Origin of the sequence: Agrobacterium sp. O3.4 (assembly GCF_041414895.1) — a bacterium.
In the GTDB taxonomy this organism is placed as follows: Bacteria; Pseudomonadota; Alphaproteobacteria; order Rhizobiales; family Rhizobiaceae; genus Agrobacterium; species Agrobacterium cucumeris.
The window spans coordinates 1,027,149-1,051,661 of the sequence record NZ_JALPZP010000001.1 but is presented as its reverse complement, the minus strand read 5'-3'; the positions used below and the strand labels follow the sequence as shown (position 1 = coordinate 1,051,661).

The 24,513-nt window shown below is 59.3% G+C and carries 22 protein-coding genes and 2 tRNA genes; 13 read left to right on the top strand and 11 right to left on the bottom strand.

From position 1 onward, the window contains the following. Positions 1-30 precede the first annotated feature (30 nt). Both M0412_RS05100 and M0412_RS05095 read left to right on the top strand, forming a co-directional pair. Positions 31-1,098: an NAD(P)-dependent alcohol dehydrogenase gene (locus M0412_RS05100; RefSeq protein ID WP_142839805.1), complete on the top strand. Its 1,068-nt coding sequence runs from the start codon at positions 31-33 to the stop codon at positions 1,096-1,098. Positions 1,099-1,170: 72 nt separating this feature from the next. After that, entirely contained in the window at positions 1,171-2,106 is a 936-nt protein-coding gene (locus M0412_RS05095; RefSeq protein ID WP_269699618.1) for a DMT family transporter, read from the top strand. Positions 2,107-2,122: 16 nt separating this feature from the next. On the opposite strand, the gene M0412_RS05090 is transcribed toward M0412_RS05095, so the two are convergent. The 5 genes from M0412_RS05090 to yajC form a co-directional block, all read right to left on the bottom strand. Continuing rightward, positions 2,123-2,581, bottom strand: coding sequence for a hypothetical protein (locus tag M0412_RS05090; protein WP_046800099.1), 459 nt, complete (start codon positions 2,579-2,581; stop codon positions 2,123-2,125). Between the two features lie 129 nt (positions 2,582-2,710). Continuing rightward, positions 2,711-3,556, bottom strand: coding sequence for a phytoene/squalene synthase family protein (locus M0412_RS05085; protein WP_269699619.1), 846 nt, complete (start codon positions 3,554-3,556; stop codon positions 2,711-2,713). Between the two features lie 23 nt (positions 3,557-3,579). Further along, positions 3,580-3,972, bottom strand: coding sequence for an Mth938-like domain-containing protein (locus M0412_RS05080; protein ID WP_269699620.1), 393 nt, complete (start codon positions 3,970-3,972; stop codon positions 3,580-3,582). Next, positions 3,972-6,536 (bottom strand): protein translocase subunit SecDF, encoded by a 2,565-nt coding sequence (secDF, locus tag M0412_RS05075; RefSeq protein WP_269699621.1) that lies wholly within the window; start codon positions 6,534-6,536, stop codon positions 3,972-3,974. Before secDF ends, M0412_RS05080 begins: the two co-directional genes overlap by 1 nt. Before the next feature lie 82 nt (positions 6,537-6,618). Next, entirely contained in the window at positions 6,619-6,966 is a 348-nt protein-coding gene (gene yajC, locus M0412_RS05070; protein WP_003495911.1) for a preprotein translocase subunit YajC, read from the bottom strand. Between the two features lie 207 nt (positions 6,967-7,173). Here yajC and M0412_RS05065 point away from each other — a divergent pair, with 207 nt between their 5' ends. Continuing rightward, positions 7,174-8,046: an ATP-binding protein gene (locus tag M0412_RS05065; protein ID WP_142839809.1), complete on the top strand. Its 873-nt coding sequence runs from the start codon at positions 7,174-7,176 to the stop codon at positions 8,044-8,046. A gap of 340 nt (positions 8,047-8,386) precedes the next feature. Continuing rightward, entirely contained in the window at positions 8,387-9,577 is a 1,191-nt protein-coding gene (fdhA, locus tag M0412_RS05060) for a formaldehyde dehydrogenase, glutathione-independent (protein WP_046800115.1), read from the top strand. A 93-nt stretch (positions 9,578-9,670) separates the two neighbouring features. On the opposite strand, the gene M0412_RS05055 is transcribed toward fdhA, so the two are convergent. Next, complete coding sequence (locus tag M0412_RS05055; protein WP_269699622.1) at positions 9,671-10,330, bottom strand: TetR/AcrR family transcriptional regulator; 660 nt, start codon at positions 10,328-10,330, stop codon at positions 9,671-9,673. A 111-nt stretch (positions 10,331-10,441) separates the two neighbouring features. Here M0412_RS05055 and M0412_RS05050 point away from each other — a divergent pair, with 111 nt between their 5' ends. Further along, positions 10,442-11,815, top strand: a complete 1,374-nt coding sequence (locus tag M0412_RS05050) for a cytochrome P450 (RefSeq protein WP_269699623.1) — start codon at positions 10,442-10,444, stop codon at positions 11,813-11,815. 69 nt (positions 11,816-11,884) lie between these two features. On the opposite strand, the gene M0412_RS05045 is transcribed toward M0412_RS05050, so the two are convergent. From M0412_RS05045 to M0412_RS05035, 3 genes are all read right to left on the bottom strand, one after another. Continuing rightward, positions 11,885-12,088: a DUF3126 family protein gene (locus M0412_RS05045; protein WP_003502851.1), complete on the bottom strand. Its 204-nt coding sequence runs from the start codon at positions 12,086-12,088 to the stop codon at positions 11,885-11,887. Positions 12,089-12,207: 119 nt separating this feature from the next. Next, positions 12,208-13,032 (bottom strand): serine O-acetyltransferase, encoded by an 825-nt coding sequence (gene cysE, locus M0412_RS05040; protein WP_046800091.1) that lies wholly within the window; start codon positions 13,030-13,032, stop codon positions 12,208-12,210. Between the two features lie 191 nt (positions 13,033-13,223). Next, on the bottom strand, positions 13,224-14,000 hold the full coding sequence (locus tag M0412_RS05035) for an alpha/beta fold hydrolase (RefSeq protein WP_269699624.1): 777 nt from the start codon (positions 13,998-14,000) through the stop codon (positions 13,224-13,226). A gap of 170 nt (positions 14,001-14,170) precedes the next feature. On the opposite strand from M0412_RS05035, the gene M0412_RS05030 reads away from it, so the two are divergent. Continuing rightward, positions 14,171-14,416 carry a zinc-finger domain-containing protein gene (locus M0412_RS05030; protein ID WP_046800090.1) on the top strand — a complete coding sequence of 82 codons (246 nt, stop codon included), beginning with the start codon at positions 14,171-14,173 and terminating at the stop codon, positions 14,414-14,416. Positions 14,417-14,444: 28 nt separating this feature from the next. Continuing rightward, on the top strand, positions 14,445-15,626 hold the full coding sequence (locus M0412_RS05025) for an FAD-dependent monooxygenase (RefSeq protein WP_269699625.1): 1,182 nt from the start codon (positions 14,445-14,447) through the stop codon (positions 15,624-15,626). Between the two features lie 28 nt (positions 15,627-15,654). On the opposite strand, the gene M0412_RS05020 is transcribed toward M0412_RS05025, so the two are convergent. Then, the gene (locus M0412_RS05020; RefSeq protein ID WP_269699626.1) at positions 15,655-16,842 is read right to left on the bottom strand and encodes a cystathionine beta-lyase; all 1,188 of its coding nucleotides are present in this window, start codon (positions 16,840-16,842) and stop codon (positions 15,655-15,657) included. Positions 16,843-17,217: 375 nt separating this feature from the next. Here M0412_RS05020 and M0412_RS05015 point away from each other — a divergent pair, with 375 nt between their 5' ends. The 6 genes from M0412_RS05015 (at position 17,218) to M0412_RS04990 (ending at position 22,515) form a co-directional block, all read left to right on the top strand. Continuing rightward, positions 17,218-18,240 (top strand): amino acid ABC transporter substrate-binding protein, encoded by a 1,023-nt coding sequence (locus tag M0412_RS05015; protein ID WP_161991193.1) that lies wholly within the window; start codon positions 17,218-17,220, stop codon positions 18,238-18,240. Positions 18,241-18,348: 108 nt separating this feature from the next. Beyond that, positions 18,349-19,545: an amino acid ABC transporter permease gene (locus M0412_RS05010; protein ID WP_269699627.1), complete on the top strand. Its 1,197-nt coding sequence runs from the start codon at positions 18,349-18,351 to the stop codon at positions 19,543-19,545. Positions 19,546-19,548: 3 nt separating this feature from the next. Further along, complete coding sequence (locus M0412_RS05005) at positions 19,549-20,706, top strand: amino acid ABC transporter permease (protein ID WP_269699628.1); 1,158 nt, start codon at positions 19,549-19,551, stop codon at positions 20,704-20,706. A gap of 12 nt (positions 20,707-20,718) precedes the next feature. After that, the gene (locus M0412_RS05000) at positions 20,719-21,492 is read left to right on the top strand and encodes an amino acid ABC transporter ATP-binding protein (RefSeq protein ID WP_046800084.1); all 774 of its coding nucleotides are present in this window, start codon (positions 20,719-20,721) and stop codon (positions 21,490-21,492) included. Positions 21,493-21,914: 422 nt separating this feature from the next. Beyond that, a tRNA-Glu gene (locus M0412_RS04995) sits at positions 21,915-21,989 on the top strand. 451 nt (positions 21,990-22,440) lie between these two features. Continuing rightward, a tRNA-Glu gene (locus M0412_RS04990) sits at positions 22,441-22,515 on the top strand. A gap of 128 nt (positions 22,516-22,643) precedes the next feature. Here M0412_RS04990 and recJ read toward each other — a convergent pair. Further along, positions 22,644-24,452, bottom strand: a complete 1,809-nt coding sequence (gene recJ / locus M0412_RS04985; protein WP_269699833.1) for a single-stranded-DNA-specific exonuclease RecJ — start codon at positions 24,450-24,452, stop codon at positions 22,644-22,646. Positions 24,453-24,513 lie beyond the last annotated feature (61 nt).

The window sequence follows — 24,513 nt, the reverse complement described above, 5'->3', positions numbered from 1 at the left end:
GCATCGATCACCACAAGAGGAGGAACGACCATGTTCACAACGTCCGCTTATGCCTGCGATGACGGGTCTTCGCCGATGAAGCCCGCGACGATCAAACGTCGCGATCCGGGTCCCCGCGATGTCGAAATCGAGATTGAGTTCTGTGGCGTCTGTCACTCGGATATCCACACGGCCCGCAGCGAATGGCCGGGGTCTCTCTACCCCTGCGTTCCCGGCCATGAAATCATCGGCCGCGTCGCCCGGCTGGGTTCGGACGTCACGAAGTTCAAGGCAGGCGACCGTGTCGGCGTCGGCTGTATCGTCGATAGCTGTCGTGAATGCGCAAGCTGCGCCGAGGGGCTCGAACAATATTGCGAAAACGGCATGACCGGCACCTATAATTCGCCTGACAAGGCGATGGGCGGCAGCGCGCATACGCTGGGTGGCTATTCCGCCCATGTGGTGGTGGATGACCGCTACGTGCTCAATATTCCCGAAGGGCTCGATCCGGCGGCCGCGGCACCCCTGCTCTGCGCCGGCATAACCACCTATTCCCCGCTGCGCCACTGGAATGCCGGCCCCGGCAAACGTGTCGGCGTCGTTGGTCTCGGCGGTCTTGGCCACATGGCCGTCAAGATCGCCAATGCCATGGGCGCAACGGTGGTGATGATCACCACCTCGCCCGGCAAGGCGGAAGACGCAAAGAAGCTGGGTGCCCACGAGGTTATCGTTTCGCGCGACGCCGAACAGATGAAGAAAGCCGCTTCCAGCCTCGATCTCATCATCGACGCGGTTGCGGCCGATCACGACATCGATTCTTATCTTGCACTGCTGAAGCGCGATGGCGCCCTGGTGCAGGTCGGCGCGCCGGAAAAGCCGCTCTCCGTTCACGCCTTCAGCCTTATCCCCGGCCGCAAGACCTTTGCCGGTTCGATGATCGGCGGCATTCCGGAAACACAGGAAATGCTGGATTTCTGCGCCGAAAAAGACATAGCCGCCGAAATCGAAATGATCGATATCGGTCAGATCAATGACGCTTATGAACGCATGATAAAAAGCGATGTGCGTTATCGTTTCGTCATTGATATGAAGAGCCTGCCACGCCAGAAAGCCGCCTGATCCTGAGAGGGGGCGGCCTTGTGGGCGTCCCCTTCCTCATTGGACCTTCCGGTCGAAAGCGCAGCCCCAACCATGACCAGCCAGACCGGTTTCAGCGATGTCGCCAAGGGCATGACCATCATGGCAGGCTGCATGTTCGTGCTGCCGGTCATGGATGCGATTGCCAAATACATGGCGGTCAGCGGCGGCATGTCGCCGGCGCAGGTGACCTTTTACCGCTTTTTCTTTCAGGTGGTGTGCACCCTGCCGCTGCTGCTCCTGGTTTCGCCGAAAGCCCTGTTCAGCGCCAAACGGCCGTGGATGAACTGCCTGCGCGGCGTGCTGCATGCCTCGGCCAGCCTGATGTTCTTCGCCGCCGTCAAATACATGCCGCTTGCCGATGTCTTTGCCATCTATTTCGTCGAGCCCTTCATGCTGACGATGATGTCGGCCCTCTTCCTGGGTGACAAAGTCGGCTGGAAGCGCTGGACGGCGATCGTCGTCGGTTTCGGTGGCGCGCTGATCGTCATTCAGCCGAGTTTCGAAATCTTCGGCTGGACTTCACTGCTGCCGGTTGCCTGCGCCTTTCTCTATACGCTTTATCTGTTTCTGAACCGTGCCATTGGTGACGCCGACAGCCCGCTTGTCATGCAGACCATGTCCGGCATTGCCGGCACGATATTCATGGGTGTGGTGCTTCTGGCCGGCGATGCGCTGGGCGACAAGGATTTCACCATGTCGCTTCCACAATCCGGCTTTGCGCTTGTCCTGCTCATCCTGCTTGGATCGATATCCGGCTACATGCACCTGCTGATCGTCAGGGCTTTCAGGCTTGCGCCGCTATCACTTCTGGCGCCGTTCCAGTATTTCGAGATCATTTCGGCGACGGTTCTCGGTTATGCGCTGTTTTCGGACTTCCCGACGCCGTCAAAATGGCTTGGCATCCTCATCATCGTCGCATCCGGCCTGTTTATCATCTGGCGGGAAAGCAAGCAGGCGCATGCCACCCCGCCGCTTGACGGGCAATGAGACGCCAAGCCCGTGTTCAAGTGCCCGAGGGCAGCGGTCCTTCGTCGTGATGATCCTGCGCCTCCACAAGGCTGCCAAGCAGCCAGAGGGAAACCTCCGCCGCTTCACCGGCGGATTTGAAGCGATATGAGCCGCTATATTTCGGCATGTCAAAGAAGGTGACGACAAAACCGTCGCCGCTTTCCAGGCTCTCGACCCTGATCCGCTCAGGGTCGATCATCACGCAGACATAGTGCGATCCCATATTGCGCATGAAGCCGGCCTTGTTGTCGTGCAGCCGCACGAAGGCCGCACCGCCATCCACCGTCATATGCAGGCTTCGGATCGCCTCATTGGGAAAAGCCCGGGCGAAATCCATGATCGCCTGCCCCACATCATGGCTGTTGTCCTCATCCGTTGCCCGCGTCATGCGCCAGGCATAAACGGCAAAGACCGACAGCAGCACGAAGACGATAATCCAGATCGCCATATTCATCGGGGACGCTCCCTCAGCACTGAAACATCACGACTCGCGAATCGAAACGACGCGAACCTGATTCAGCTTCATAGAGATCGAGGCTTGTGTGAAGTGTGGCTTGTCGGAAGACCCGGGACGGATGGAAAATCAGAACCGCTTCAGGAACGATGCCTTTGCAAGAGCCCATTGCCGGCGAAGCTGCGACAGCTGCAACTCGCCCTCGAACACGCCCACCCCGGCCTTTCTTGCCGCGAGGATGACCGGTCCGGACAGGGCAACGGGCAGATAGGCGGCAAAGACGGACCTTGGGATTTTCGCGCGTCTTGCCTTTTCCAGATGATCGAGCGCATGGGCGGCAAATAGCTCTATGGCGATGCCGATGCGTTGTCGGTCATCGCCTTCAAGAAAGGTCTCGCGATCGAGCCCGGCGGCCGCGAGCATATCGGCGGGAATATAGACCTGCCCGCGACGGCGATGCAGCGGCATCAGCAGCAGAATGCCGGCCATGGCCTGCGCGACGCCCGCATGTCCGGCCGCCTCCGCGCTGGCCGGAGCGTCTTCCGCCGAGAGCACAAGGCTCGCCAGCTGAATCAGCGCCGAGGCGGTCTCTCCGGCATAACCTTCGAGCGCGTTTCGATCCTCGAAGAGATCGTCATAGAGATCGAAAATGCGCGCCTCGATCATATTGGCCAGCACCGGGCGCGGCAGACGATATTGCTCGATAGCGGTCAAGAGAGCCGCAGCAACGGGATGGGACAGACTGTCGCCATGCGCATTGCCCTCAAGCAGATCGCGCCACCATTGCATGCGCACTTCGCCAGGCAGCGCCTCGCGCACGGAATCGCGGATACGGGCGATCTCGGCATTAAAAGCGTAAAGCGCCGCCAGAGAATTGCGTTTATCGGCAGGCGACAGAAGACAGGCGAGATAGCGGTCGCGATCGGTGTCGCGCAGCGTCGCGAGGCAGACGTCGAGATTTTCTGTGGGTGCCATGGTTCCCCGCGCGAAACGTCCTGTCAGCCTTCGACGGCAATCAGCGCCGCAGCGACGGCGCGCGATTCCGAAAGCATGATATTATAGGTGCGCACGGCAGCACCCGTGCTCATCGGGTCGACCGAAATGCCCGCTTCCTTGAAGGCCGCGCGCAGTTCCTTCGGCAGAACACGCATGCCGTCCCCCGTACCGATCAGCAGTACTTCGATGTCCTGCGCTTCCGCCAGAACCTTTTCGAAATGCCCGATGGTCAACTCTTTCGCATCGACCGGCTCCCAGCCATGAATGCCGGAGGGCAGAAGCAGAAGCGAGCCGCGATGCGACATCTCGGCAAAACGGAAACCGCCATTGCCATAGGCATCGATGGGCGCCCGGCCGGGAAAATGGGCCGGGCGTATTTCTATCCCGCCGGCCATCAGACGGCAGGCTTGCCGCCGATGGCGTTGCCGGGTTTTTCATCCTTCTCGTCTTCCGCATCCTTGTTATCGGGACGCAGCTTGAAGGCGATAAGCACGGGCGCGGCAATATAGAGCGAGGAGAACACGCCGATACCGACACCGAACAGCATGGCGAAGGTGAAGGAGCGAATAACCTCGCCACCGAAGAGGTAGAGCGCGAGCAGTGCCAGAAGCACGGTCAGACCGGTAAGGATCGTACGCGACAGCGTCTGGTTCAGCGACACGTCGATGACCATCGACAGCGGCATCTTTTTGTAACGCCGGAGGTTTTCGCGGATACGGTCATAGATGACGACGGTATCGTTCAGCGAATAACCGATGATCGTCAGGATCGCCGCGATACTCGTCAGGTTGAACTCAAGCCCAAGGAAGACGAAGAGGCCTATGGTGAAGACCACGTCGTGCACCATCGAGATGACCGCGCCGAGCGCAAACTGCCATTCGAAGCGAACCCAGATATAGACCATGATCGCCGTCATCGCGAGCAGGATGCCGATCGTCGAGGTGAAGGTAAGGTCACCCGACACGGCCGGACCGACGACTTCGACGCGGCGGAAATCGTATTTGTCCTCAAGCTCGCCACGCACCATGGTGATGGCGGACTGTTCGGCATTCTCGCCGCCTTCCTGCGCCTGAATGCGGATGAGAACATCCTGCGGCGTGCCGAAGTTCTGCGCCTGGATTTCACCAAGGTTCAGCTGGTTCAGACGATCGCGGATGTCCGCGAGATCTGCCTCACCCTGCTTGGCGCGCACTTCGATGACCGAACCGCCCTGGAAGTCGATGCCGAGGTTCAGGCCCTTGCCAACGAAACCGCCGATGCAGGCGAGCATGATGGCGCCGGTGATCATGAACACCACGCGACGATAACGCATGAAGGGAATATCGCGGCCGTCGAACATGGCGGTGCGGACACCCTTCGGCAGGTGTTTCGGACGGCTGCGGCGAACCCAGTAGCCGAACATCCACGCTGTCAGCGTATAGGCGGTGAAGACGGTGGTAATGATACCGACAGCCAGCGTCACCGCAAAGCCCTTGACCGGACCGGTGCCCATGTAGAACAGCACGCTCGCCACGATCAGCGTCGTCAGGTTGGCGTCGATAATGGTCGCAAAGGCGCGGGTGAAGCCGTTATCCAATGACTGGATCAGCGGTTTGCCGCTTTTCACCTCTTCGCGTATTCGCTCATAGATCAGAACGTTGGAATCCACCGCCATACCGATCGTCAGAACGATACCGGCGATACCTGGCAATGTCAGCGTTGATCCGATCACACTGAGGACCGCCAGCAGCATGACGACGTTGACGACAAGGGCGATGTTCGCCAGCAGGCCGAAGAAGCCGTAGAAGACGAACATGAAGATGAGAACGCCGACGGCGCCGATGGCGCTTGCCGTCAGGCCGGCGGTGATGGAGTCGTTACCAAGGCTCGGGCCGACGGTGCGTTCTTCAACGACGGTCAGCGTGGCCGGAAGTGCGCCGGCACGCAGCAGAACCGCGAGGTCGTTTGCACCCTGCACCGAGAAGTTACCGGAAATCTGTCCCGAACCGCCGATGATCGGCTCGCGGATGACAGGTGCGGAAATGACCTGGTTATCCAGCACGATGGCGAAAGGCTTGCCGACATTCTGCTGCGTCGCCTGCGCAAAGCGCTGCGCGCCGCGGCTGTCGAAGCGGAAGGTGACGACCGGCTCGTTGGTCTGCTGGTTGAAGCTCGCCTGCGAATCCACGAGGTTGTCGCCAGAAACGAGAGCACGGCGCTCCACCAGATAGGGAACCGGCGGATCGTCCTGCGAATAGAGAACTTCGGAGGTTGCGGGCGGACGGCCATTCATCGCTTCCTGCACCGGCATGGTGGTGTCGACCATGCGGAAGGACAGCTTTGCCGTCTGGTTGAGAAGCGATTTCAGGCGCTGCGGATCCTGAAGGCCCGGCACCTGCACGATGATGCGGTCGGAACCCTGACGCTGGATGAGCGGCTCGGTGGTGCCGACTTCGTCGACGCGGCGGCGCACGACTTCAATCGACTGCGATACGGCCGATGACAGGCGGTAATCAACGCCTTCGTCGGTGAGGTTGAGCCGCAGCAGATTGTCGCCGCCGTCGCTCATCGTCACTTCGGTGATGGAGCCGCCGACCAGCGTTCCGGCGGATACCGGCTGCGTCAGATCGCGAAGCGCCGTCTTGGCGGCTTCCAGCTGGGCGGGATCGCTGATGCGAACCTGAATCTGCTGGCCGTTGCCGGCAAGCCCGGAATAGCGGATATTGGCGTCGCGAAGCTGGGTGCGCACATCGCCGACAATCGTCTCAAGCCGTTCCTTGACAATGTCGGAACGCTCGATCTTGAGCATGATGTGCGAGCCGCCCTGAAGGTCGAGACCGAGCGTTACCTTGTTGTCCTTGTACCAGGCAGGCATGCTCTCCAGCTGTTTTTCCGAAAACAGGTTAGGAGAGGCGATAAAGACGCTTGCCAGCACAAGCAGCCAGATGAAGACTGTTTTCCAACGGGAAAAATGAAGCATTTCGATCTCGGTCAGGGTTGGGGTTGCGCGGACAGCGCAACCCGTCAAAATTCGCAATCGGGCGTCCGGTTATCCGGCAGGATCAGGAAGCGGCTTCCGTCTTGACCACTTCACCCTTCACACGCACTTCGGCGATATAAGCGCGGGCAGCGCGGATTTTCACGCCTTCGGCGATTTCGACTTCGAGTTCATTGTCGTCGATGACCTTGGTCACCTTGCCAACGATGCCGCCGCCAAGAACGACCTGATCGCCACGGCGAATGCTGGTCAGTGTTTCCTGACGCTTCTTCATCTGCGCGCGCTGCGGGCGGATGAGGAAAAAGTACCAGACGACCATAAGGGGCGCAAACAGGAAAAGCATTTCCAGGCCGGAACCGAAGGCCGATGCGCCGCCCGTTGCGTCCTGGGCAAAAGCTTGACTAATGAACATATAAAACTCCTCAACGATTACGGCACGACCTCGTATGCCGCCCCAGCTTTCAAGCCGCCGGAATATAGTGGGGAACGCCGGGATTGCAACAGATGCAAGGCCCACGCCGTACCGATTCCGGACCTCTTAACCTTTATGGGCCGGAAACGCCATGCTAGGCCGGTCGCAAAACAGAGTTTTGAACACCAGACAAGCGGAAGAAACACCATGATTCGAGAAGAAACGGCCACCCTGCTTCTTGCCGAACTGCGCCGGCTGAACGTTGCCGTGGAGCGGCTGGCCGGCCCGGCCCCCGCGGTAAACGACTGGAATGCAGCCGATTGTTTCGTCTGGTCGCCGGTCAACTCCTTTTTGCAGCCGGTCCCCCGCCCCAACCGCATCGCACTCAAACTCATTCGCGGCGTCGATCATGTGCGTGACATCCTGCATGAAAACACCCTGCGTTTCGCCGATGGTTTTCCTGCCAACAACGTGCTCTTGTGGGGCGCGCGCGGCATGGGCAAGTCCTCGCTGGTCAAGGCGGTTCACGAAGATGTGCGCACCGCAAGCGGCGTTCCCCTGAAACTGGTGGAAGTGCACCGTGAGGATATCCACACCCTGCCCGCTTTGCTCGACATACTGAAAACCTCGGATCAGCGCGTCATCCTGTTCTGCGACGACCTCTCTTTCGATCACGACGACACGGCCTACAAATCGCTGAAGGCGGCGCTCGATGGTGGTATCGAAGGGCGGCCGGATAATGTGCTCTTCTATGCGACCTCCAACCGCCGCCATCTGCTGCCACGCCACATGATGGAAAACGAACAATCGACCGCCATCAACCCGTCGGAAGCAGTCGAAGAAAAAGTCTCCCTGTCCGATCGCTTCGGCCTGTGGCTCGGCTTCCATAAATGCGGCCAGGAAGACTATCTGACGATGATCGACAGCTATGCCGAACACTTCGATCTGGGTGTGGACCGCGAAACCCTGCATCACGAAGCGCTGGAATGGGCAACCACCCGCGGCGGCCGCTCTGGCCGTGTTGCCTGGCAATATATTCAGGACGCCGCCGGCCGCTTGAGGAAATCCATCGACCGATAACGCGACAGTGACATCTGGCGAAAGCCGGTGTCGTTACGGCCACAAAGCGTGTCGTATTTCCGAACGACAAGCCGCGTCCCGCATGGTTTGCTGCAGCCATCCGGTTCCGCTTTGAATTTCAAGGCGGAACAGTCGGAACACCGGCGAAATGCCGGTGGCTGCGGCGGGCGGTGATCGGAGGCAGGCTGCGTCCTTTATGGACACATGACCATTCCCCTTTCCATCCCTTCGCCGAAAAATTCCGCTCGAACCGGACATCGGTTCAGGCGCGTATTTCGACGATATCCTGTCCGCGGAGGAGCGGGCCGGCATTGGCGTTCAACCCGAGGAGGAGATGGATATGAGCAGGAACAGAGGCGTCGTTTACCTGAAGCCCGGACAGGTCGAGGTCCGCGACATCGACGACCCCAAGCTTGAGGCGCCGGATGGCCGCCGTATCGAACACGGCGTTATTCTCAAAGTGATTTCCACCAATATCTGCGGCTCCGACCAGCATATGGTGCGCGGCCGCACCACCGCCATGCCGGGTCTCGTCCTTGGCCATGAAATTACCGGCGAAGTCATCGAAAAAGGCGTCGATGTCGAAATGCTGGAAATCGGCGACATCGTCTCGGTGCCGTTCAACGTTGCCTGCGGCCGTTGCCGTTGTTGCAAGTCGCAGGATACCGGCGTCTGCCTGACGGTGAACCCGTCACGCGCCGGCGGCGCTTACGGTTACGTCGATATGGGCGGCTGGATCGGCGGACAGGCCCGTTATGTCACCATCCCCTATGCCGATTTCAACCTTCTGAAATTCCCCGATCGCGACAAGGCGATGTCGAAGATTCGCGATCTCACCATGCTGTCAGACATTCTGCCGACCGGCTTCCACGGCGCCGTCAAGGCGGGCGTCGGTGTCGGTTCCACGGTCTATGTGGCGGGCGCCGGCCCGGTCGGTCTTGCCGCAGCCGCCTCCGCCCGCATTCTCGGTGCGGCCGTCGTCATGGTCGGTGATTTCAACAAGGATCGTCTCGCCCACGCCGCCCGCGTCGGTTTCGAGCCCGTCGATCTTTCCAAGGGTGACCGGCTGGGCGACATGATTGCCGAGATCGTCGGCACCAACGAGGTCGACAGCGCCATCGACGCCGTCGGTTTCGAGGCACGCGGCCATTCCGGCGGCGAACAGCCGGCCATCGTTCTCAACCAGATGATGGAAATCACCCGCGCCGCCGGCTCCATCGGCATCCCCGGCCTCTACGTCACCGAGGATCCCGGCGCGGTTGACAATGCGGCGAAACAGGGCGCCCTGTCGCTGCGTTTCGGCCTCGGCTGGGCCAAGGCGCAATCCTTCCACACCGGCCAGACGCCGGTGTTGAAATATAACCGCCAGCTCATGCAGGCGATCCTGCATGACCGCCTGCCCATCGCCGACATCGTCAATGCCAAGATCATCGCGCTCGACGATGCCGTCCAGGGTTATGAAAGCTTCGATCAGGGCGCGGCAACCAAGTTCGTCCTCGACCCGCACGGCGATCTGTTGAAAGCGGCCTGACGCCTCGATCAACAGGCAGGAATGACAGAACGCCCGCGACACACCCCGTCGCGGGCGTTTTTGCATGGCCAGGCATGTCTCCGGCCGGAGATATTAGGCTTCGCTCTCGGCAAGCGCTTCAAGCTCGGCCACCGCCTCCGCGGAAAGATAAGGCCTGAACAGGCTGGAGACCTGCTGCAGCCCCCAATCCAGCTGCTGCTGCCCGAATTCGCTGACGCCTTCCTGCAGATTGAGATAGGCCGCCCAATAGGTCGAGACGATCCATAGATTGGTCAAAACCGCGTCGCGCTCGCTCTCGGGAATAGTCACCAGACCCGCCTTCTGCATGCGGCCGACAATCTCGCCAACCGCCAGTCGCATTGCGGCGCTTATGGTTCTGACCGGCTCCACCAGTGATGGTGCCAGTGCGATCAGGCCGACCAGATCGCGAAACAGAAAACGGTAATTCCATACCAGCGAGAACCATTGCCGAAGAAAACCGGCATAGGTGGCCGCCGCCCCCTCGTCTGCCCCGGCAACGGTTGCGACCAGCATCATCGCATCGGCTTCGAACCGCGCAAACAGCGCGAGAACCAGCGCTTCCTTGGTGCGGAAATGATAATAAAGATTGCCCTCATTAATATCGACCGCAACGGCGATCTCCGCCGTCGTTACGCGATCAGGTCCGCGCCCGTTGAACAGTTCGAGGGCGGCGTCCAGAATTCTGTCGCGCGTACGTGCTCTGCGTGGTCGCTCCGGCTCATTGCTCTTCATCAAAATCCTGTCCTGCCATTGAAACCTAAGGCATGCACCTTAAATACCTAAAATAAGGTATGCACCTTAACAGCAAAACCCCATTGTTCAAACGCGAATAAGGAGCTGTCGATGATCGGAACCGGCCTTCACACCCCGCCCATGGATAAGACCGGGGCGGCGCCCCTGTCAAAACTGGCCACGGCGCGTCTTGCAATCTCGCTTGTCCGTAACCCGTTAAAAGCCTTGCCGCCGGATATTTTCAGCCAACCCGCCGTCTTCACCCGGCTGGGCGGCACGATGCGCGTTCATCTTGCCGATCCCGTGCTGATCCACGAAGCTCTGGTCAAGAATGCCAATCTGCTTGGCAAGGGCGAAGATGTCCGCCGGGTGCTCGGGCCCGCGCTTGGGCAGGGTCTGCTGACCGCCGATGGCGACCACTGGAAATGGCAAAGGCAATCCGTCGCAGCAGCCTTCCGGCATGAAAAGCTGCTGGAATTGCTGCCGGCCATGATCGAGACGGCGCGGCGCACGCAAGCGCGCTGGCGCTCCCCTTCAATCGGCGACATCGATATCGGCCATGAAATGATGCGCACCACCTTCGACATCATCGTCGAAACCATGATGTCCGGCGGATACGGTATCGATATCGCGCGTGTCGAACAGAGCATCACCGATTATCTGAGGCCGACGGGCTGGACCTTCGCGCTCGCCATGCTCGGCGCACCGGAATGGCTGCCCCATCCCGGCCGGCGCAAATCCCGCGCCGCCGTCGATTATCTCCGCGCCAGCCTTGCAACGGTGATCGCCGGCCGGCGGCAAAAACCCACCGACCGAAGCGATCTCGTCTCCATGCTGCTGGAAGCCAAAGACCCGGAGACCGGACGCATGATGAGCGATGAGGAAATCATCGACAATCTTCTGACCTTCATCACCGCCGGCCATGAAACGACAGCGCTCGGCCTAGCCTGGACTTTCCACCTTCTGTCGCAGAACAAAGAAATTGAAAGAAAAGTTGTCGAGGAGATTGAGGCGGTCACCGGCGGCGAGCCTGTCGCGGCCGAACATATCACCAATCTCACCTATACGAGACAGGTGTTTTCGGAGGCGATGCGGCTCTACCCGCCTGCCCCGGTCATCACGCGCACGGCGCTGCAGGATTTCAGGCTCGGAGAGCATGATATTGCGGCCGGAACGGTTCTTTATGTGCCAATCTATGCCGTGCACCGGCACGCCGCGTTGTGGGATAAACCCGAACGCTTCGACCCGTCCCGTTTCGAGCCCGACAAGGTCAAGGCCCGACACCGTTATGCCTATATGCCCTTCGGCGCCGGCCCGCGCGTCTGCATCGGTAATGCCTTTGCCATGATGGAGGCCGTGGCGATCCTTGCCGTTCTTCTGCAGACCGTCCATCTCGAAAATAGGTCCACGACTGCGGCGGAGCCGCTGATGCGGGTGACATTGCGGCCGCAGGACCGGCTGATGATGAAGATCACCCAGCGCTAAAACAAATCGCCCGCGGTGTAATCACCGCGGGCGACTATGATTGCTGAATATGTCACCTGAAGGTGACAATCACAGATCGACGTCGAGGATCGCCATGGAGAAGTTGTACGAGCGGTCGCCGTCTTCGTCATCGATGTAGACGACGCCGAGAAACTCTTCGCCAAGATACACTTCGGCGGAATCGTCTTTGCGCGGACGCGCCTTGACAATCATCTTCTCGTTGAAGGTGCGCTTGAAATAGGCGTCGAGTTTTTTGATTTCGTCGGCTTTCACCAGTATTCTCCTGTGCGGTTCGGGTTGGCCGCTTTTGGCATGGGACAAAGGCCAAAGTAAAGTGAAAGCGGCGCATCATCCGTGTCTTCCACACGGACGAGCGCAATATTCACGACCTGTCAGATATCGGCCCCGATAACCTGGTCCATCAGACGCGAGGGTTCCGAACACCCTGCTTCTCCTACCACGCGCGCCGGCACGCCGGCCACGGTGGTCTTTGGCGGAACCGGTTTCAACACCACCGAACCGGCGGCAATGCGCGAGCAGCTGCCGATCTCGATATTGCCGAGAATTTTGGCGCCCGCACCGATCATCACGCCATTGGCGATCTTCGGATGGCGATCTGCCCCCTCCTTGCCGGTACCGCCAAGCGTCACGCCATGCAGGATGGAAACGTTGTCACCGATAACGGCGGTCTCACCAACCACCAGTCCGGTGGCATGGTCGAGGAAGATGCCCTTGCCGATGCGTGCGGCGGGGTTGATATCCGTCTGGAAGATGCTCGATGAGCGGCTTTGCAGGTAAAACGCAAAATCCCGGCGGCCCTTCGCAAGCAGCCAGTGCGCGAGGCGATGGGTCTGGATGGCGTGGAAGCCCTTGAAATAAAGCAGCGGCTCCATGAAACGCGTGCAGGCCGGGTCGCGGTCGTAAACGGCCTGGATATCGACGCGCAGCACGCTGCCCCATTCCGGCCAGTCATCCAGCATGTCCTGGAAGGTCTGGCGCAGAAGCACGGCCTGCATGTCGGGATGATCGAGGAGTTCGCAGATACGATAGATCACACATTCTTCGAGAGACCGGTGATTGAGGATCGTCGAATAAAGAAAGGCGGAAAGCAGCGGATCCTGAGCTGCGGCGCTACGCGCTTCATGCAGCAGGCTGCCCCAGATCGGATCGACGATCGCCAGCTGTTCGGGCTGGCGGGCCTCGGTACGTGCGACCATGAACGGTCTCCTCGTTTGCAGTGGTCGTTCTTTATACAGAAAAAGACGTGCATAAGAAATGGGATTCGAATGACGACTTTAAAGACGGCAAAGCTTCAGTTTTTCTTCATGCAGCATGAAAAACCGTTTCTTGCCGCACGGAGCATTTCCGCACGGAAAACCGGGTTCCGCTTTCCCGGAAATGCTCCGGATCAAAGCGAGCGGTAAAATTCCAGCACCGCCGCCTTGAACACCCGGTCGCCAACGGCCAGCATATGGTCACGGCCGGGAATGTCGATTGCCCGCGCATGCGGCATGATCGCGGCGAGTTCCGCGCCCGATCCGGCAATATCGTCATTCGTTCCAACCGCAATCAATGTCGGCGCTTCGATCTTTGCCGCCTGTTCAGGCGTGACGAGAACCCGCGACGTTTCGATACAGGCGGCAAGCGCCAGCCGGTCGCTCTTCGTCTGGTCGGCAAAGGCCCGGAACATGCGGCCGCGCTCATGGGTGACGACATCGAGCGAGGGCGCAAGAAGCGCCTCGGCGATCGGATCCCAGTCGCCCACGCCTTCTACCATGCCGATGCCAAGCCCGCCAAAGACCAGCGAGCGCACACGCTCCGGATGGGCCATGGCGAGGAAGGCCGAAATCCGCGCGCCCATGGAGTAACCCATCACATTCGCTTCCGCGATGCCGAGATGATTGAGCAGCGCCACCGCGTCACCAGCCATCACCGGCGGATAATAGGCTTCAGAATCGTGCGGCTTGTCGCTTGCGCCATGGCCGCGATTATCGATGGCGATGACCCGGTAACCCGCATCGCCCAGTGTCTTCAGCCAGCCGGGATGTACCCAGTTTACATTGGCGCTGGAGGCAAAGCCGTGGATCAGCAAAACCGGATCACCCGCCGGATCGCCCTCGTCGAAATAAGCAAGGCGCAGGCCGTCATGGGAAAAATCTGAAAATTGCGGCACGTTGAGATTCATCAAGGACATCCTTTTTGCCGGACCATATGGCAGGAAAGCACAAGATTGAACATGTTTTCCTGACGATTTTTATGGAGATGCAATGCGTTTGAGGCTACATATCCGCAACGAAGAGCCGCTGCGCGACGACGGATTGCGGCTCGATAACGATATTGCATTTGGAGACGAACATGGCCGGGCATTCCATTCCCCACTTCCAGAACGATGGCGGACACAGCGTAATCGAGATCGGCGTCAAGGAATTCATGTGCACCGGCGCTTCCGTGCCTTACGATCACCCGCATATCTTCATCGATATGGGCGACGACAACGAGAAGGTCTGTTCCTACTGCTCCACCCTTTTCCGCTACAATCCGTCGCTGAAGGCCGAGCAGACCAATCCTCCGGGCTGCGTCTTCCATGTGAAGGCCGCCTGACCTCCACTTTTGCTGATCGGGCCGCATCATGCCCATAAAATCCGTAGCCATTGTCGGTGCCGGCATCGCCGGTCTCACCGCTGCCCTTTCTTTTGCCCGGCACGGTATCGACTGTGACATCATCGAGCAGGCAGGCGAGCTGACGGAGGTCGGTGCCGGCCTGCAACTCTCCCCCAACGCCGCCCGCATTCTCGCCGAACTCGGCGTGCTGCCCGAGATCGAGGCGCGCTGGACCGAACCGGTCAGCGTCGATCTGGCCTCCGGCAAGTCACTGGCCACGCTATTGTCGCTGCCAATGGGCGCGGTGGCCCGCACCCGCTGGGGCGCACCCTATGGCGTGCTGCATCGTTCGACGCTGCAGAGCGCACTTCTGAATGCGGTCAAGGATAATCCGCTCTGCCGCCTGCATCTCGGCAAGCGCATCGAAAACGCCACAGTCGATGTCATCGCCGCAACCACCTTCCGCGATCACGATCTGATCGTCGGCGCCGACGGCGTCTGGTCGGCAGCCCGTTTTGCCGTGCCTTCCGCGCCGGCAGCCACCTTCTCCGGCAATATCGCCTGGCGTTTCACCGTCAGCGAAAACGACGTGCCGTCCGCCATCAATAAAAGCGCCGTCACAGCCTATCTCGGCTCGGGCGGCCATATCGTCGCCTATCCGCTGAAGGAAGTCGGCGGTTTCAACATCGTCGCCATCGCGCTTGGCGCCGATCCCGGCGCCACATGGCGGGCCGAATCGAGTGGACGGCAGAAAACCATGCTGCTCGAACAGTTTCGCGGCTGGAGCCCGTATCTGCTGCGGCTGCTGGAAAAGGCTCAGAACCCCACCTTTTGGCCGCTCTATCAGGCCGGCCCCGGACGCTGGCATAATGGCCGCGACACGGTACTGATCGGCGATGCGGCCCACGCCATGATGCCGTTCGCGGCACAGGGGGCGGCCATGGCAATAGAGGATGCATTTGAACTTGCGGGAACAATGGCAGGCAGCGGAGGTACAGCCTCCCTGCCCGTGCCGCAAGCCCTTGCCGCCTTTGAGGCTCTGCGCCTGCCGCGCATAGAAAAGGCCCGCAAGCGGGCCTCTCTCAATCGTTTTGCCTATCATGCAAAAGGCCCGGTCCGTATTGCCAGGGACTTCGTATTTTCCACGCGCCCCTCAGAGGCCTTTCTTGGCGATTTCGACTGGCTCTACGGCTATCACGCAGAGGGCTGAGCAGTAGGGTCTGGGCACTGGGGGCTGATTAGACCCCAGCCGCGGCTGCGAAGCCGACTTCGAGGTCCTTTTTCAGATCGGCTATGTCTTCGAGCCCGATCTGCAGGCGGATGACCGGTCCCTCCGAATGCCCCTTTGCAATGGTCCTGTCGATGAGCGACACCGAAACCGCAAGCGATTCGTATCCGCCCCAGGAATAACCAAGCCCGAAAAAGGTCAAGGCATCGAGGAAGGCCGACGCCACCTGCTTGTATTTGCCCTCTTCCGCCTTCAACACAAAGGAGAACACGCCGCTTGCGCCCTTGAAATCGCGCTTCCACATTTCATGCCCGGCAAAGCTCGGCAAGGCCGGGTGCAGAACACGCACGACATCGTCACGGCCTTCCAGCCATTGGGCAATATCGAGCGCGCTTTTCTGATGGTGTTCCAGCCTGATGCCCATGGTGCGCATGCCACGCAGGATCTGGTAGGCATCATCGGAGGTAACGCAGATGCCGAGATTGGTATTGGCCTGGTAAAGCGCTTTCCAGTGTTTTTCATTGGCCGAGACGAAGCCCATCAGCACATCGGAATGCCCCGAGGGATATTTGGTGGCGGCGTGAATGGAAATATCGACGCCGAAATCAAGCGGCTTGAAATAAAGCGGTGTCGCCCAGGTATTGTCCATCGTGACCACGCAGTCATGCCTGTGGGCGATCTCCGTGATCACCCGGACATCCTGAATCTCGAATGTATTGGAACCCGGCGCTTCCAGATGCACGAGTTTCGTATTCGGCCGGATCAGCGCCTCGATGCCAGCCCCGATCGCCGGATCGTAATATTCGATCTCCACGCCCAGTTTCTTCAGCATCGTGTTGCAGAAGCGGCGTGTAGGGAAATAGACGGAATCGACGACAAGCGCATGATCGCCCGCACCGAGATAGGCAAGGAACGGCACGGTGATCGCCGCAAGGCCCGACGGCACGAGGATAGTTCCGAAAGAACCTTCCAGCTCGTTGACGAGGTTGCACAGCGCGTCCGTCGTCGGCGTGCCATGCGTGCCATAGGTGTATTTCTGGTTTTCAGTCGAAAGCGTTTCCGCGTCGGGAAAAAGCACGGTCGAGCCGCGCACGATGGGCGGATTGACGAAACCGAAACAGTCCGCGGGATCGTTGCCGCCATGGGTCAGGCGCGTATTCACACCTGCGGCGGAAAGCAGGTCATTTGTCTTGGTCATTTCAGATCAGCTTTCGAAGAATATTGACGCGTGCGACAATGCTGAGAGCCAGAGGCAAGGTCAAGCCCCGTAAGGCGACGCGGGATGGCTCGATTGATCCATCGTGAAACAGCATACAAGAAGTATACAAAAATCGTGCAAGTGCAAATTTCCGCAAAAATATGCTTATATTTTCACCCTTTGCACACTTCCCGACCAAAATTCCGAAAATTCCGTTTTATAGGCACAATTATCGCCGGCATGTCTTGACCCCGCTGCCAATTGCGATTGTGATAGAAAAAGCGGATCGAAAAGATCTCGCCGAGGGGGGAGCTGGGGTAAAACAAACATGCCGGTCCCCTTGCTATTGACGATAACAAACAAAGGTTGGGAAAAATGAAAAAGGCAATTCTGTCAGCCGCTATCGGCGCAGCAGTTTTGGGAGGAGCCTCGGTCGCTTCGGCTGCGACGCTTCAGGACGTGAAGGGAAAAGGTTTCGTCACCTGCGGCGTAAGCGCCGGCATTCCGGGATTTTCCAATCCCGATGACAAGGGCGAATGGTCCGGCATCGACGTGGACTATTGCCGTGGTATTGCCACAGCGGTTTTCGGTGACCCTTCCAAGGCGAAGTTTGTCGCTCTTTCGAGCAAGGACCGCTTTCCGGCTCTCCAGTCCGGCGAAGTCGACGTTCTGACCCGTAACACCACCTGGACGATCAGCCGCGACACGTCGCTTGGCTTCAACTTCCGTACCGTCAACTATTATGACGGCCAGGGCTTCATCGCCAAGAAGGGCCTCAACGTGAAGTCTGCGCTTGAGCTTTCCGGCGCCGCCGTCTGCGTTCAGACCGGCACGACCACCGAGCTCAATCTCGCCGACTATTTCAAGACCAACAATCTGCAGTACAACCCGGTCGTCTTCGAAAAGGAAGCCGACGCAACCTCCGCCTATGATTCGGGCCGTTGCGACGTCTACACCACCGACCAGTCCGGCCTTTATGCCATCCGCCTGAAGCTGAAGAACCCGGACGACAACATCGTTCTTCCGGAAGTCATCTCCAAGGAGCCGCTTGGACCGGCCGTTCGCCAGGGTGACGACCAGTGGTTCGACATCGTGACCTGGGTTCACTACGCCATGGTCAATGCCGAAGAACTGGGCATCACCTCCAAGAACGTCGATGAGCAGAAGTCCAGCGCCAATCCGGATATCAAGCGTCTGCTCGGCACCGAAGAAGGCACCAAGATCGGTACCGACCTCGGCGTAACCAACGACTGGGCCTACAACATCGTCAAGCTGGTGGGTAACTACGGCGAAGTCTTCGACCGCAACGTCGGTGCGGGCTCGCCGCTGAAGATCGAGCGTGGCCAGAACGCGCTTTGGACCAAGGGCGGCCTGCAATACGCACCGCCGGTCCGTTGATCGACCCCATCATCGGCTAGATCATGACAGGAGGCTGGGCAACGCCCGGCCTCCATTTAAAATTATATAAATAAGCTCGCAAAGAGCATATAAAAGGGAAAGGTGCCTATGGCAGGCAACGCGGTCAGTTCGCAACGATCGCGCGCGCAAAGCGCGTCGTCACTTATCAACGATCCACGCATACGCGGAATTTTCTATCAGGTCCTGACAGTCGTCATCCTGACCGCCTTCGTCTGGATCATCGTGACGAATACGATCACCAATCTTCAACGGTCAAACATTTCATCCGGCTTCGGCTTCCTCAATGGACGCGCCGGTTTCGATATCGGCCAGTCGCTGATCGCTTATACCAGCGATGCGACCTATGGCCGGGCATTGCTCGTTGGTATTCTCAACACGCTTCAGGTTGCATTTTTCGGCATCATCGCCGCCTCGATCATCGGATTCCTAGTCGGTATCGCGCGGCTGTCCAACAACTGGCTCATCGCCAAGCTGGCGCAGGCCTATGTGGAAATCTTCCGCAACCTCCCGCCGCTGCTTGTTCTCTTCTTCTGGTACAAGGGGGTTATCTCCGTCCTGCCGCAGGCGCGCGATTCGCTGGAGCTTCCGCTCGGAAGCTACCTCAACAACCGCGGCTTCTTTTTCCCGAAGCCGCTTTGGGGAGACGGCACGTGGTTGATACCGCTTTCCTTCCTGGTCGCCATCGTCATCAGCTTTTTTGTCTATCGCTGGGCGAAGGCCAGACAGGAGCAGACCGGCAAGCAGTTTCGCACCGGGATCACCCTTACCATTCTCCTTATCGGCCTTCCCGCCGTGACATTTCTGGCGCTCGGCTCACCGCTGACATTCGACTTCCCGATTGCCGGGCGGTTCAACCTGTCGGGCGGCGCAGTCGTCGCACCTGAATTCATGTCGCTGTTTCTTGCGCTGTCCTTCTACACAGCCTCCTTCATCGCCGAAATCGTTCGCGGCGGCATCAAGGCCGTGGCGAAGGGCCAGACGGAAGCTGCGGAAGCACTGGGGCTTCGCTCCAGCACGACGACACGTCTGATCGTCGTGCCGCAGGCGATGCGCATCATCATCCCGCCGCTGACGAGCCAGTATCTCAACCTGACCAAAAACTCCTCGCTTGCGGTCGCGGTCGGCTTTGCCGATATCGTCTCCGTCGGCGGCACGATCCTCAACCAGACGGGTCAGGCAGTCGAAGTCGTCGCGATCTGGCTGGTCATCTATCTCTCGCTGTCCCTGCTCACGGCCGTGGTCATGAACTGGTTCAACGCGAAAATGGCGCTGGTGGAGAGATAATCGATGACATCAAGCAATCCCGCATTCGTGCGACACACCATCGAAGAGGCGAAACCCGCCCCTTCCAGCGCCGTTGGTATCAGCCACTGGCTGCGCACCAAACTTTTCGCCACACCGAAGGACACCATTCTCACGGTTCTCGCCATCGCCTTTCTGGCTTATATTCTGCCACCGGTGGTGAAGTGGCTGTTCATCGATGCTGTGTGGACCGGCAGCGATCGTATCGCCTGCCTTACCGCCTCGCAGGGCGGCGCGCTTCCGGACGGTCAGTCCGGGGCATGCTGGGCGTTCGTTTCGGCCAAACTCGGACAATTTGTCTTTGGCCGTTATCCGCTTGATGAACGCTGGCGTCCCATTCTCGTGATGGTGACGTTCGCCATCCTGCTGATACCGATGCTCATCCCGAAAGCGCCGTTCAAGCGCCTCAATGCTCTGGTGCTGTTCATCATCCTGCCCTTCATTGCGTTTTTCCTGCTCATCGGCGGCGTCTTCGGCCTGCCGAAGGTGGAAACGCAGCTCTGGGGCGGCCTGATGGTCACGTTGATCCTGTCATTCTTTGGAATAACGGTATCCCTGCCCTTCGGCATTCTTCTGGCGCTCGGCCGCCGGTCGAACATGCCGGTCATCAAGATGCTCTGCGTGCTCTTCATCGAAGTCATCAGAGGCATTCCGCTGATCACCGTCCTGTTCTTCGCCAGCATCATGCTGCCATTGTTCCTGCCTGACGGCTGGACCTTCGACAAGTTCCTGCGCGCGCTGGTCGGTGTCTCGCTGTTCTCCTCGGCCTATATGGCGGAGGTGATCCGCGGCGGCCTGCAGGCCATTCCGAAGGGACAATATGAAGGGGCGGATTCGCTCGGGTTGAACTACTGGCAGAAAACGCGGCTGATCGTGCTGCCGCAGGCGCTGAAGCTGGTCATTCCGGGCATCGTCAACACCTTCATCGGGCTGTTCAAGGACACGTCGCTGGTCTCGATCATCGGCATGTTCGACCTGCTCGGCATTGTCACACTCAACCAATCGGATGCGAACTGGGCGACACCCGTCACCGCCATGACTGGATATATTTTCGCAGGCTTCGTATTCTGGATATTCTGCTTCGGCATGTCGCGTTATTCGCTGTTCATGGAACGGCACCTCGACACCGGGCATAAACGATAAGGGACGCTCAAAATGGCAGAAAACCAAGCAAAAAAACTGGCCGTCTCGACAACGGACGTGGCAATTGAAATCACCGGCATGAACAAGTGGTATGGCGATTTCCACGTGCTGCGCGACATCAACCTGAAGGTGATGAAGGGCGAGCGCATCGTCATCGCCGGTCCTTCGGGATCGGGCAAATCGACCATGATCCGCTGCATCAACCGGCTGGAAGAGCACCAGTCGGGCTCTATCCAGGTAGATGGCATCGAACTGACCAACGACCTGAAGAAGATCGATGAAGTCCGTCGTGAAGTTGGCATGGTGTTCCAGCACTTCAACCTCTTCCCGCATCTGACCATCCTCGAAAACTGCACGCTGGCGCCGATCTGGGTTCGCAAGATGCCCAAGAAGGAAGCGGAAGAAGTGGCGATGCACTATCTGAAGCGCGTCAAGATCCCCGAGCAGGCCCACAAATACCCGGGCCAGCTTTCCGGCGGCCAGCAGCAGCGCGTGGCGATTGCCCGCTCGCTGTGCATGAAGCCGAAGATCATGCTGTTCGACGAGCCGACCTCGGCGCTCGATCCGGAAATGGTGAAAGAAGTGCTCGACACCATGGTCGGCCTTGCCGAAGACGGCATGACGATGCTGTGCGTGACCCACGAAATGGGTTTCGCCCGCCAGGTCGCCAACCGCGTCATCTTCATGGATCAGGGCCAGATCGTCGAACAGAATTCGCCCGCCGAATTCTTCGACAATCCGCAGCACGAACGTACACGTCTGTTCCTCAGCCAGATTTTGCACTGAGACCTTTTACCATCAATGCATCATTCAACGGGGCCGTTTCGGCCCCGTTTTTTGTTGCAGGGTCAATGCGCCACACACCCCGTCATCCTCGCCCTTGAGGCGAGGATCCATGGGCGGCTGAAGAGTGGATCCCTCGCCTCAAGGGCAAGGATGACGGTAAACGTGTTCTCCCTCGTGACTGCGTCACCGTACGGTTCCAATCCAGCCAACAACCACGCTGAGTCGTCATCTCGCGGCCTGCCTCCCGAGCGAAAGGCCTCGAAAGCAGCAATACTCACACGCTTTAACCATTTGTTACGAAACAAGAATCCTTGTTTTCCAAGCGTTGTGACCGCCCATGTCATTTTTTTGTCAAATCATGCATTTTTCCGCTTGCAGACCTTCGGGAGCCTGACTATAAGGGCGCCACACCACAAGCGCACGCGCCCTTCGTCTATCGGTTAGGACGTCAGATTTTCATTCTGAAAAGAGGGGTTCGACTCCCCTAGGGCGTGCCACTTGCCTTCGTGTTACCCTCATCAAAAAATACACAGATATCCTTCATGCCCGCGAAATTGCCGTGGGCAACCGATGCGTCGGAACCGATTCCCGATCGGCACGTTAGAATGCTGTCCCCCCCGATGGAAGGCAAGCCGGGGGAAACGCCAACGGGCAGATCGACCGGCTTGCCTTTCCCCCCTTGATCCGATGACAGCGCCTTTCCGATTCCCCCGGCAGAGATGCCAGCTAAGGGGATAAAAGCGGCGTCTCCGACCTCTCACGAGGCAAACTGGCAATACTTCCGGCAAGTGATAGGGGCGATATTTCAAGGCTTTGGCCAGATCGTGCATGGTTTTCCACAGCCCTTCGGATTTCCTCAAAAAATCTCGTCCCGAAGCGAAAAAATCAATTTTTCCGCTTGCGGACCAACGGGAGCCTGACTATAAGGGCGCCACACCACAAGCGCACGCGCCCTTCGTCTATCGGTTAGGACGTCAGATTTTCATTCTGAAAAGAGGGGTTCGACTCCCCTAGGGCGTGCCACTTGCTTCTCATTAAAAATCAGCACTCTGCATAAAAAACTTCACGTAGCACGTGAATGTGGTGACGATTGCCGTTTATAGCTCGTCCACCAGCTGTTCCCCGAAAATTCAGACAGATTGGCAACCCCGTCAGGGCGCGAAAGCCGCATCCAGAACGCGCAGCTGCACACGCCTCTGGCCCTGCCAGAGATCGGCACCCACGGTGCCTGCAACATGGATGGACCTGCCGCGCGCATTCAGCAGCATCTGCCCCAGAGGCGCCTCTGCGGCCCGGAATGCGATGCCCTCCAGCCGAGAGCCGTCCATGGCCTCGAGCGTGATCTTCACATGGGCGGTGCCGACGAGGCGCACATCGCGCAGGCGATGGGCCGGGACGGCAAAGATCGGCTGTGAGTGGCCTGATCCATAAGGACCGGCCTGCTCCAGCTGGTCGACAAGCTGCAATGTCGCGCCCGACGCGCCGATGGCGCCGTCGATCTTCAGCACGCTGCTTTCCACCAGTTCGCTCACCGTCTTGACGGCTGCTTCTTCAAAGAACGTCCTGAGCTTGCCGAGATTGGCACGCTCCACCGTCAGCCCGGCAGCCATGGCGTGACCGCCACCCTTGACCAGCAAACCCGCATCCACGGCGGCGCGCACCATGCGGCCCATATCGAAACCATTGATCGAACGGCCAGAACCGGTGCCCTTGCCGGAGGGATCGAAAGCGATGGCAAAGGCCGGACGACGGAAGCGATCCTTCAGCCGCGATGCAAGCAGGCCGACAATACCCGGATGCCAGTTTTCCCGGGCGGTAACGATGACACCGGCGCCAGACCCATCACCATATTCAAACAACGCCTCCGCCTCGGCTTCCGCCAGCATCACCGCTTCCATCGCCTGCCGCTCACGATTCAGCTCATCCAGCCGTTCCGCGATCACTTCTGCCTGCGAAGGATCCTCTATGGTCAGCAGACGACTGCCGAGAGCGGCATCGCCGATGCGGCCGCCGGCATTGATGCGCGGCCCGATCAGGAAACCGAAATGATAGGGCGTGACAGGTCCGCCCAATCCAGCCTTCTTGAACAGGGCGGTGAGGCCAGCATTGTTCATATGGCGCGCGGCGATCAGCCCCTTCACCACATAGGCGCGGTTAAGCCCCTTCAGCGGTACCACATCGCATACCGTTGCAAGGGCGACGATATCGAGCAGCGACAGCAGATCGAGCGTGAAGGCCTGCCGGTTGCGTCGGTCCTTCAGCAGCCGCAGCGTGGCGACCAGCACGAGAAACACCACGCCGGCGGCACACAGATGCCCCTGCCCTGACAGATCGTCTTCCCGGTTGGGATTGACCAGTGCGACAGCCGGCGGCAGTTCCGAACCCACCTGGTGGTGATCGATGACGACCACATCGGTTCCCGCATCCCTGGCCGCCTGCAGCGATTCATGGCTGGTGGAACCGCAATCGACCGTCACGATCAGGGTCGCACCATTGGCGGCAAGCTGCTGCATCGCCGCCGGGTTCGGCCCGTAGCCTTCGAAAATACGGTCAGGAATATAGATCTCCGGCGTCAGCCCGAAATGCGCGAAAAACCGGTACATCAAGGCGGAAGAGGCAGCCCCATCGACATCATAGTCGCCGAAGATCGCCACCTTCTCGCCGGTCTCGATGGCGCGCACCAGCCGCTCGGCCGCCTTCTCGCAATCGGTCAACATATGCGGATCGGGCATCAGCGAACGGATGGTCGGATCGAGAAAAGCCAGCGCGTCATCCACGCCTACTCCGCGTCCGGCCAGCACGCGGGCAATCAGCTCGGGAATGGCATGGATCTGGGACATGGCCAGCGCGCGGTTCTGTCCGGCCTGATCCAGCCGTGATACCCAGCGCTGCTCTGTCGCCGACCGCTCCACGCTCAAAAATGCGCGGGCCACGGCGTCGGCCGGCTCCATCATTGCCATCCTGTCCATTCGTCCTGTCATGCGCGTATATCGGCGCTTTAATGCTTAGAACGGGCTAAAT

Excerpts from the sequence above, each read along its gene's own strand:
- yajC (WP_003495911.1), bottom strand. The coding sequence starts at position 6,966 with ATGTTCATTAGTCAAGCTTTTGCCCAGGACGCAACGGGCGGCGCATCG.
- fdhA (WP_046800115.1), top strand. The coding sequence starts at position 8,387 with ATGAGCAGGAACAGAGGCGTCGTTTACCTGAAGCCCGGACAGGTCGAG.
- M0412_RS05010 (WP_269699627.1), top strand. The coding sequence starts at position 18,349 with ATGGCAGGCAACGCGGTCAGTTCGCAACGATCGCGCGCGCAAAGCGCG.
- M0412_RS05020 (WP_269699626.1), bottom strand. The coding sequence starts at position 16,842 with ATGACCAAGACAAATGACCTGCTTTCCGCCGCAGGTGTGAATACGCGC.
- M0412_RS05080 (WP_269699620.1), bottom strand. The coding sequence starts at position 3,972 with ATGGCCGGCGGGATAGAAATACGCCCGGCCCATTTTCCCGGCCGGGCG.
- M0412_RS05050 (WP_269699623.1), top strand. The coding sequence starts at position 10,442 with ATGATCGGAACCGGCCTTCACACCCCGCCCATGGATAAGACCGGGGCG.
- M0412_RS05025 (WP_269699625.1), top strand. The coding sequence starts at position 14,445 with ATGCCCATAAAATCCGTAGCCATTGTCGGTGCCGGCATCGCCGGTCTC.
- cysE (WP_046800091.1), bottom strand. The coding sequence starts at position 13,032 with ATGGTCGCACGTACCGAGGCCCGCCAGCCCGAACAGCTGGCGATCGTC.
- M0412_RS05100 (WP_142839805.1), top strand. The coding sequence starts at position 31 with ATGTTCACAACGTCCGCTTATGCCTGCGATGACGGGTCTTCGCCGATG.
- M0412_RS05015 (WP_161991193.1), top strand. The coding sequence starts at position 17,218 with ATGAAAAAGGCAATTCTGTCAGCCGCTATCGGCGCAGCAGTTTTGGGA.
- M0412_RS05000 (WP_046800084.1), top strand. The coding sequence starts at position 20,719 with ATGGCAGAAAACCAAGCAAAAAAACTGGCCGTCTCGACAACGGACGTG.
- M0412_RS05035 (WP_269699624.1), bottom strand. The coding sequence starts at position 14,000 with ATGAATCTCAACGTGCCGCAATTTTCAGATTTTTCCCATGACGGCCTG.
- recJ (WP_269699833.1), bottom strand. The coding sequence starts at position 24,452 with ATGGCAATGATGGAGCCGGCCGACGCCGTGGCCCGCGCATTTTTGAGC.
- M0412_RS05030 (WP_046800090.1), top strand. The coding sequence starts at position 14,171 with ATGGCCGGGCATTCCATTCCCCACTTCCAGAACGATGGCGGACACAGC.
- M0412_RS05065 (WP_142839809.1), top strand. The coding sequence starts at position 7,174 with ATGATTCGAGAAGAAACGGCCACCCTGCTTCTTGCCGAACTGCGCCGG.
- secDF (WP_269699621.1), bottom strand. The coding sequence starts at position 6,536 with ATGCTTCATTTTTCCCGTTGGAAAACAGTCTTCATCTGGCTGCTTGTG.
- M0412_RS05090 (WP_046800099.1), bottom strand. The coding sequence starts at position 2,581 with ATGAATATGGCGATCTGGATTATCGTCTTCGTGCTGCTGTCGGTCTTT.
- M0412_RS05095 (WP_269699618.1), top strand. The coding sequence starts at position 1,171 with ATGACCAGCCAGACCGGTTTCAGCGATGTCGCCAAGGGCATGACCATC.
- M0412_RS05005 (WP_269699628.1), top strand. The coding sequence starts at position 19,549 with ATGACATCAAGCAATCCCGCATTCGTGCGACACACCATCGAAGAGGCG.
- M0412_RS05055 (WP_269699622.1), bottom strand. The coding sequence starts at position 10,330 with ATGAAGAGCAATGAGCCGGAGCGACCACGCAGAGCACGTACGCGCGAC.
- M0412_RS05085 (WP_269699619.1), bottom strand. The coding sequence starts at position 3,556 with ATGGCACCCACAGAAAATCTCGACGTCTGCCTCGCGACGCTGCGCGAC.